Origin of the sequence: Treponema sp., from assembly GCF_045657965.1 — a bacterium.
Lineage (GTDB): Bacteria > Spirochaetota > Spirochaetia > Treponematales > Treponemataceae > Treponema_D.
This window is the reverse complement of sequence record NZ_JAZOUG010000222.1, coordinates 1-7,704: the sequence shown is the minus strand read 5'-3', so window position 1 is coordinate 7,704 and position 7,704 is coordinate 1. Positions and strand designations below refer to the sequence as shown.

8 protein-coding genes are annotated in these 7,704 nt (G+C 40.7%); 5 read left to right on the top strand and 3 right to left on the bottom strand.

The window, feature by feature from the left end; all coding sequences use genetic code 11:
* A partial coding sequence (locus ACKI5B_RS08210; RefSeq protein ID WP_407427634.1) for a S1 family peptidase occupies positions 1-1,086 on the bottom strand: 1,086 nt, incomplete at its 3' end.
* A 170-nt stretch (positions 1,087-1,256) separates the two neighbouring features.
* Here ACKI5B_RS08210 and murD point away from each other — a divergent pair.
* Both murD and ACKI5B_RS08200 read left to right on the top strand, forming a co-directional pair.
* On the top strand, positions 1,257-2,828 hold the full coding sequence (gene murD, locus ACKI5B_RS08205) for a UDP-N-acetylmuramoyl-L-alanine--D-glutamate ligase (RefSeq protein WP_407427632.1): 1,572 nt from the start codon (positions 1,257-1,259) through the stop codon (positions 2,826-2,828).
* Positions 2,829-2,882: 54 nt separating this feature from the next.
* Positions 2,883-3,770 (top strand): M15 family metallopeptidase, encoded by an 888-nt coding sequence (locus tag ACKI5B_RS08200; RefSeq protein WP_407427630.1) that lies wholly within the window; start codon positions 2,883-2,885, stop codon positions 3,768-3,770.
* Between the two features lie 2 nt (positions 3,771-3,772).
* Here ACKI5B_RS08200 and ACKI5B_RS08195 read toward each other — a convergent pair whose 3' ends face one another.
* Positions 3,773-4,618, bottom strand: a complete 846-nt coding sequence (locus ACKI5B_RS08195) for a GTP cyclohydrolase I FolE2 (protein ID WP_407427628.1) — start codon at positions 4,616-4,618, stop codon at positions 3,773-3,775.
* Between the two features lie 82 nt (positions 4,619-4,700).
* Here ACKI5B_RS08195 and ACKI5B_RS08190 point away from each other — a divergent pair, with 82 nt between their 5' ends.
* From ACKI5B_RS08190 to ACKI5B_RS08180, 3 genes are all read left to right on the top strand, one after another.
* Positions 4,701-5,393 (top strand): hypothetical protein, encoded by a 693-nt coding sequence (locus ACKI5B_RS08190; protein WP_407427626.1) that lies wholly within the window; start codon positions 4,701-4,703, stop codon positions 5,391-5,393.
* 104 nt (positions 5,394-5,497) lie between these two features.
* Positions 5,498-6,670: a glutamine synthetase family protein gene (locus ACKI5B_RS08185; protein ID WP_407427624.1), complete on the top strand. Its 1,173-nt coding sequence runs from the start codon at positions 5,498-5,500 to the stop codon at positions 6,668-6,670.
* 12 nt (positions 6,671-6,682) lie between these two features.
* On the top strand, positions 6,683-7,249 hold the full coding sequence (locus ACKI5B_RS08180) for an ANTAR domain-containing response regulator (protein WP_407427622.1): 567 nt from the start codon (positions 6,683-6,685) through the stop codon (positions 7,247-7,249).
* Here ACKI5B_RS08180 and ACKI5B_RS08175 read toward each other — a convergent pair.
* Positions 7,246-7,704 (bottom strand): phosphatase PAP2 family protein (locus tag ACKI5B_RS08175; RefSeq protein WP_407427620.1); only part of this gene is annotated, 459 nt, incomplete at its 5' end. The genes ACKI5B_RS08180 and ACKI5B_RS08175 overlap by 4 nt on opposite strands.

Sequence of the window (7,704 nt, the reverse complement as noted above, 5' to 3'; positions counted from 1 at the left end):
TTTTGCTTCACCTGCCGTATAATTCACGCCTTTGTTTGACTCTGCGCTGTACTTTTTCCAAATTTGATATGCGCATGCATAACGCAGACCTTCCGCAGGATCAAAACTGAATGCTTCAAGAATCGTGCTTCGCGGGCCGCTTGGCGCGAAATGAATTGCCGAGTCAAAATCTTTTTGTCCTTGTGTTGAGGCACGCTCATAAGAAACATATTTTGCAACAGCCGTAAAATCGCTTCCCAAATCTTTGAGGTTTGCCGCAAGTTTCTGAGCGCGTTCGGAAAGTTTCTTTTCGTCAGAAGAAGCGTCTTCTTTTCTCTGCACATTTGAAATCATTTTGGAAATCATACTTGCCGGAATCGCAAAATTCGTTGAGTCGCGGCTGCTTGCTTTCCAAGTGTTGATTCCCACGACTTCGTAACCGGCAGTTCCTTTTGAGGAAGCGACCATAAGAGGCCCGCCTGAATTTCCGCCGTCAACCTGAGCCGAGTGCTGAATAATCGTAGAAATTGAAGGGTCAAGCAAATCTTTGATTCTCGCTTTTGCGTTTGTGACTGTGCCTTTTCCAAGCTGCCACACAGGATCTTTTCCAAGTCCCGGAAATCCTGCCGACCAAACTTCATGACCGTCAGAAACATTTGCCGAAGAAAGAGAAAGTCCTTTTTTGAACGGTTTTTCGCCGTTTTTAAATCCCAAAATTGCGATGTCAATTTCATCGTCCGTCAGCAAAACCGTGAGATTTTCGTATTTTGTGATTTCGCCGGTATCTGCGTTCTCAAATTCCACGGAAGCCGAAGCCGCCTGAGAAACGACATGACGGTTGGTGATGATGTAATTTGTGCCGTCTGAGCCGACATAGACAAATCCCGAACCAAAACCGCCTTTCAAGTAAGCATCGACATATTTTGCATAAGTTGAATAGCCTTTGTCGTTCAAGTCGTCACGGTATTTTTCAAAATACTTGATGTGTTCCGGAAAATACTGCTGGCGGACAATTCCGACATAAGAGCGGATTTGTGCAAAACAAGCTGTCGTCGCAAAGAAAAGCAAGGCTGCGAGCACAGTTTTTTTCGCATAAACTTTAATCATAGAGTACCTCTAATAATAGAAATTTTCTTATGAAATTATAATGAAATTCTAATGGGTGGGGGACTATACAGAAGAGTAGTGAAAAAAATGCCGTTTCAAAAATCTTTAAAATCCCTATCTTTTTAGCTTTTGTTGGTGTACAATTCAGTAGTATCAAAGGAGATTTTACGATGTCAGATTCAGAACTCAAAGTGCCTGCAATTCATTTTTACCCGGCGGGGTGTTTTTTCAAATCAATTGATGATATAAAAGGCAAGCGCGTTACCGTAATGGGATTGGGACTGAACGGCGGCGGCGAAGCAAGTGTGCGCTTCTTTTTAAATCACGGCGCTTATGTTCTTGCAACTGACATGAAAACCGAAGCCGACTTAAAGACCACAATCGACTCTCTGAATAACGACGAATCTCTGGATAAATCCCGACTTTCTTACCGTTTGGGCGAACACCGAATCGAAGATTTTGAAAATGCTGACTGCGTAATCAAAAATCCGGGCGTAAAATACGACGGAAATAAATTTCTGGCTCAAGCAAAGGCAATCGAAACAGATATTTCGCTCTTTTTAAGCTTTTCAAAATCTCCAATTATTGCAGTAACAGGAAGCAAAGGCAAATCGTCTACGGTAAGTGCAATTTATTACGGATTAAGGCAGTCAGGCTTTAATGCCTTTTTAGGCGGAAACATTACAGTTTCTCCACTTACTTTCTTAGACCAGACTGACGAAACTACTCCAGTCGTTCTTGAGCTTTCGAGCTGGCAGCTTGCAGATTTACGCGGCCGCCGTCTTTTAAAGCCAAAAGTTTCTATCATTACAAAAATAATTCCTGACCATCAGAATTTCTACCATTCAATGCTGGCATACGTAAACGATAAAAAGCTCATTTATGCCGACCAGACCAAAAAAGATTTTGCGATTTTCGACTTCGATTCAGACCCCGCAGCCGACGGCGGCACTTTAATCGAAAACTGGGGAGACATTTTTGCAAAAGAATGTAAGGCAACGGTTCTCCGCTACAGCAAAAAGCAGCTTCCTGAAGGCGTTCTCGGTGTCTGGCAGGACAAAAAAGGTGTTGGAAAAGCCCGTCTTTCTACAGCAATATTAGACACCCTTCCGCAGGATTACGAAAAAACAACAGAAACAGTCCTTAAAGATTTAATCGTTCCGGGAAAGCACATGCGTTCAAACGTACTGAATGCAGCCCTCGTTTTGCGGATTATGGGAGTTTCTCCAGACAGAATAATTGAAGTGCTCGGACGCTGGAACGGAATTGAACACCGCCTCGAATTCTTCCACGAATGTAAAATTGCAGGCACAATTTACCGCTTCTACAACGACTCAGCCGCAACTGTCCCGGAAGCAGCGGCCGAAGCAACTCAGGCATTCGGTAAACCGGTGTATTTTTTAACCGGCGGAACCGACAAGGGCTTAGACCTTTCTCCAGTTGCAAACGGAATCTGCGATAACGGTAAAAATATTGTTCCGCGTGCAGTTTATCTTCTTGAAGGAAGTGCTACCGATAAAATGATTTCTGATTTTAAAGCCGAAGCCATTTCTTACAAAGGTCCGTTTGCTTCTATTGAGGAAATGCTTAACGTACTTAAAGCAGATTTAGAAAAGGCAGAAAGTTCAAAAGAGTCACAAATTGTCGTATTTTCGCCGGGTGCTACAAGTTTCGGCATGTTCAAAAACGAATTTGACCGCGGAAATCAGTTTAAGGTCAAAGTAAAGAAAATTTTCTGCTAGTTTTTCATTCTAAATTCAGAATTATCTTTTTTTCGTGATACAATGTTTTCTCAGATGAAGTTTTTTTTCTCAATTTTATTTGCTTTAATTTTTTCTCTGAATATTTCTGCGAATCCGTTTCTTCCAAACGAAATCAAAGAATTTATGTCCTTTTACCCTGATGTAAAATACACGGCAGACTACGATATTTCTGTTTTCGACTGGAAAATCGAAATGAAGGCTGACCTTTTCTTTGACCGTACCGCAAAGCCTGCCGGAGAAAAATCAGCTGTTTTTTACTGGGCAGACGGCCGGCTTCTTCCAAAAGAAGAACTTTCAAACAAAGATAATTACTGGGTTCTGCGCTACAAATACACAAACACTCTGCGCGATCCAAAAACTTACACAGAAGAAGAAATCGAACAGATGAAAACTTTCGGTTCTTCAGAAAGCCGGAAGAATATGGGCGGCACTCCAATGTTCTTTTTTGACTGGCTTTATTCGGCACAATCAAAAATTATTATTGAAGAGCACATAATACGCACAACATTTCTTGGAAAGCCGACAAGAATTCACGAACGAATCTGGACACCGCTCAAAAATGTAGAAAAAAAGATTAAGGAGTCTTTATTAAATCCTGAAGTAAAGGCTTTTTTAGATTCCCTGAAATCAGCAGACGCCTATCACTGGCGCGAAATTGCCGAGACTTCAAGAAAATCATTTCATTCTTACGGAATTGCAGTTGACGTACTTCCCAAAAAGCTTGCAGGAAGGGCAATTTACTGGGGCTGGGAAAAAGAGAGAAGCGGCGACAAATGGATGCTTGTTCCTCTGGAAAAACGATGGATGCCGCCGGAAAGTGTAATCAAGATTTTTGAAAGTGAAGGCTTTATCTGGGGCGGTTACTGGGCAATATTCGACAATATGCATTTTGAATATCACCCGGAACTAATCGGAAAGTAATTTTACTCGCTGTATTCGGCACAGGCGTATGCGTTGTGGAAATGTATGCTTTCTTCTGTTTCGGCTTCGACGTTAAACCATTTAAAGCCCATCTTTTTTAAGCCCAGATACACTTCGCGCACTACATCTTCTACAAAGCGGGGATTGTCGTAAGCGTGTTCTGTTACGAATTTTTCGTCTTTGCGCTTTAAAACTGAATAAAGCGGAGTTGAAGCACAGCTTTCTATCATGGAAATTACGTCTTCAATCCAGAAAAATTTTGAGTAAAGCACTTTTACTTTTACAAATCCCCTCTGATTGTGTGCACCATATTCAGAAATTGCCTTTGAACACGGACAAAGGGTTGCGATGGGGACTTTAATTGAAATAAAAAAATTTGATTTGCCACTCACCCCTTCAGAGCCCAGCTCTTCGGGAGATTCGCTAAAAACGCTTCTCAAGCGTTTTTCCCCTGCTTCGCATATTCGCTCGCTATCACCTTCATACGAACATGTATATTCCATAAGCCCGGTGCTGCCTGTAACGGGAGCTTTTTTTTCGATAAAGTACGGAAATGTAATCCGGCCGAAAGCGCGTTCTGCATCGAGTTTTGTGCGGATTTCTTCGAGCATTTCAAGGAAATTGTTCATCGAAATGTCGTTGTGATATTTGTGAAACACTTCGATAAAACGGCTCATGTGAGTGCCCTTAAAATTGTGCGGCAGGTTCACGAAAAGATTGACTGTGCCGGTTGTATTCTGGCTTTTACGGTCTTTATCGAGAACCTGAATCGGATATTTTACGTTTTTAACGCCGACTTTCTGAAGCGGAACGGCCCGCGTGTCCGGGGTAGATTGAATGTCTATCATTTTGAAGAATGATACTTTTTTTTAGAGAAAAATCAAATATCTTTTATAGAAAATTCTGGTATATTGTATTATAATTGACAATATGAGAAGAATTTTTCTCTTTTTTGTATTTTCAATGTTCTCACTGGCAGTTTTTGCTAAATCCTGGACCAATAATGTAGGAGTCGGTACAACGATTTCCTTTTCAAAAATTGGTGTTGATGAAACTAATGCAGACGATATTAACCAGCTCGGTTTGGGTATTGAAGGTTTTTATCTCGGATGTCATGAAAACGGATTTACTGCAAAAATTGATTATGCACTTGGAGCTGCCTTAACAAAAGATATAAATCTTCAGGGAACAAATACCAATACCGGCTTTTTTACAAATATTGCCCTTGGAGGCGGTTATTCAATTTATCCCACAGAAACTTTTTTAATTTCTTTTACTTTAATGGCAGGTATGGATATTTCTGTCTTCACAGACGAAAAAACCGGTTATACTTATACAAATTCGAGCGGGGAGCAGGTAGATGCTGATTATGACCGTTCCATTTCACTTGATACAATAAATGTCGGTCCGGATATTTTTGTCCGCTATAAAGCCGGCGAGCATTTTGGTTTTTTTGTAAATCTTTCTGCAAGGTATATAATAGCCGGTCTTGGCAAAGATGAAACAAACTATACCTGGGAAGGAACAAAAAACAAAGAATATACAGAGCAGGATAAGTCTGATTTTGATTTGTTCGGATATTTCAGAATTCAGCCTACAATTGGTGTCAGCTGGACATTTTAGAAAAATTCCGCTAATATAAATCTTGAAATACGACAAAGGAGCCGTAGATTTTACGCGAGATTACTCTCTGTGCAGAATCTACGGCTTTTTTAATGGGGTAAGCTATGTTGTACACAGAAGAAGATGTTTTGGATTATGTAAAAGAAGAAGATGTTAAATTTGTGCGCCTTGCATATTTTGACATTTCCGGAAAGCAGAAAAATGCCACAATCATGGCCAGTGAACTCCCGCGTGCTTTCGAAAACGGAATCGGCTTTGATGCATCTGCAGTCGATAATTTTGAGGAGCCGAATAAATCTGATCTGTTTCTTTTTCCGGATGCTTCGACACTTGCTGTTCTCCCGTGGCGTCCAAGCACTGGTAAAGTAATCCGTCTTTTCTGTGATATCCGCTATCCTGACGGGAAGCCTTACAAAAAAGACTGCCGTTACCTCTTAAAAACTGCCGCTAAAAAAATTAAGGAAGAATGCGGCGTTGACCTTCATTTTGGAAGCGAATTTGAATTTTACCTGTTTAAGCTTGATGAAAACGGTGAGCCGACAAAAATTCCTTTTGATAATGCAGGTTACATGGACATTGCACCTGAGGACAAAGGTGAAAATATCCGGAGAAATATCTGCTTTACGCTTGAACAGATGGGAATCACGCCTGAATCAAGTCATCACGAAGAAGGTCCGGGCCAGAATGAAGTTGATTTCAAATATTCTGATGCACTTACTGCGGCCGATGATGCTTCAACATTTAAATGGATTGTCCGTACAAAGGCAGCAGAAAGCGGTCTTTATGCTGATTTTTCTCCTAAGCCTGTACAGGAAAAGCCTGGAAGCGGCATGCATATCAACATTTCCTGCACAGATTCTTCAAAAAATGAGCAGATTCTGGCCGGAGTTCTTAAACATATTGAAGAAATTACCTATTATCTTAATCCTTCAGAGAATTCTTATAACCGGCTTGGAGAATCAAAGGCACCAAAATATATCTGCTGGGGCCGTCAAAACCGTTCTGCCATTATCCGTGTTCCGGAAAGCAGGGAAAAGCCAAGAATTGAAATTCGTTCTTCTGATCCTTTATGTAATCCTTACATTGCATTCACTCTGCTCATTCATGCTGCAATTGACGGAATCAAAAACAATCTGAAACCCGGAGAGCCGTGTAATCTTAATCTTTTTGATAAAAATGAAGCAAAGTCTGTAAGTTATAAAACAATCCCTGACACGCTTGATGAAGCACGGGAAGCTGCAAAAAAGAGTGAATTTATAAAAGAAATTTTGGGTTAAAAACAGTAAAAGATGACATCTGATACATATTCGGTCCTTGTTGTGACTCATGACACGAAAATTTCTTCTCTTGTGAGTACGGTTTTAATACCACCGTTGTTTGAGCTTTCTGTCTGTAATGATTTTAACGAAGCCCGGCGAAAATGCGGTGAGCGGAATTTTAACATTGTCCTTGTTGATTTTGCTGACGGCGAAGGTACGGACTTTGCAGTTGATATTTCTGATTCACTTTCTACAGTTCTGCTTTTAGCACCTTTGCAGCATTTTGATGAAATCAGCTATAAAGTTGAAGGATATGGAATTCTCACGCTTACAACACCGTTTGACCAGTTTTATTTTTACAACATGATAAAAGTCGCGATTGCAGTTCAGTACAAAGTTCAGATTCTTTCCAGCAAGGCAACACAGCTCAAAGAAAAAATGGAAGAAATCCGTCTTGTAAACCGTGCAAAAATGCTTTTGATGCAGAATAAATCTATGACTGAGCAGGAAGCACACCGTTACATCGAAAAGCAGGCAATGGATACAGGTTCTAAAAAAACGGCTGTAGCAAAATTGATTATAGAAAATTTGTCTTAATATTTAACTGCCACGCATACACCGTTTGCAAGCAGACTGACATTAAAATCCTCGTGCTTTGTGTTGAATGTATGAAGCCATGGAACTAAAAATCCGACTGCACTTCCGATTGCAGCTCCAGTTAAAACATCAGTCATAAAATGATTTCCGCTGGAAAGACGCAGGGCTGCAACAGTAACTGCAAGAGAATAACTTCCTGCAATGACAGGTATTTTTAAATTTGAATCTGGAAAATATTTACAGAAAGTGTAAGCTGTAAAACCTGCACCGGCAAATGCCATTGTTGAGTGACCTGAAGGAAAAGAATTTGCCCAGTCTCCGCTTTCAACATCTTCCTGAGGGAAAGTGTCTGCATTGTAATACATGTACGGTCGTGTGCGGTTTACGCCAAGTTTTATAAGCTCTTTCATTCCGTTTGCAATTAAAAGAGTTTCTGCATACATTAAAGTCGGATC

What these genes read in the sequence shown, in the direction of transcription:
- murD (WP_407427632.1), top strand. Translation starts at nt 1,257, where the DNA reads ATGTCAGATTCAGAACTCAAAGTGCCTGCAATTCATTTTTACCCGGCG.
- ACKI5B_RS08200 (WP_407427630.1), top strand. Translation starts at nt 2,883, where the DNA reads ATGAAGTTTTTTTTCTCAATTTTATTTGCTTTAATTTTTTCTCTGAAT.
- ACKI5B_RS08195 (WP_407427628.1), bottom strand. Translation starts at nt 4,618, where the DNA reads ATGATAGACATTCAATCTACCCCGGACACGCGGGCCGTTCCGCTTCAG.
- ACKI5B_RS08190 (WP_407427626.1), top strand. Translation starts at nt 4,701, where the DNA reads ATGAGAAGAATTTTTCTCTTTTTTGTATTTTCAATGTTCTCACTGGCA.
- ACKI5B_RS08185 (WP_407427624.1), top strand. Translation starts at nt 5,498, where the DNA reads ATGTTGTACACAGAAGAAGATGTTTTGGATTATGTAAAAGAAGAAGAT.
- ACKI5B_RS08180 (WP_407427622.1), top strand. Translation starts at nt 6,683, where the DNA reads ATGACATCTGATACATATTCGGTCCTTGTTGTGACTCATGACACGAAA.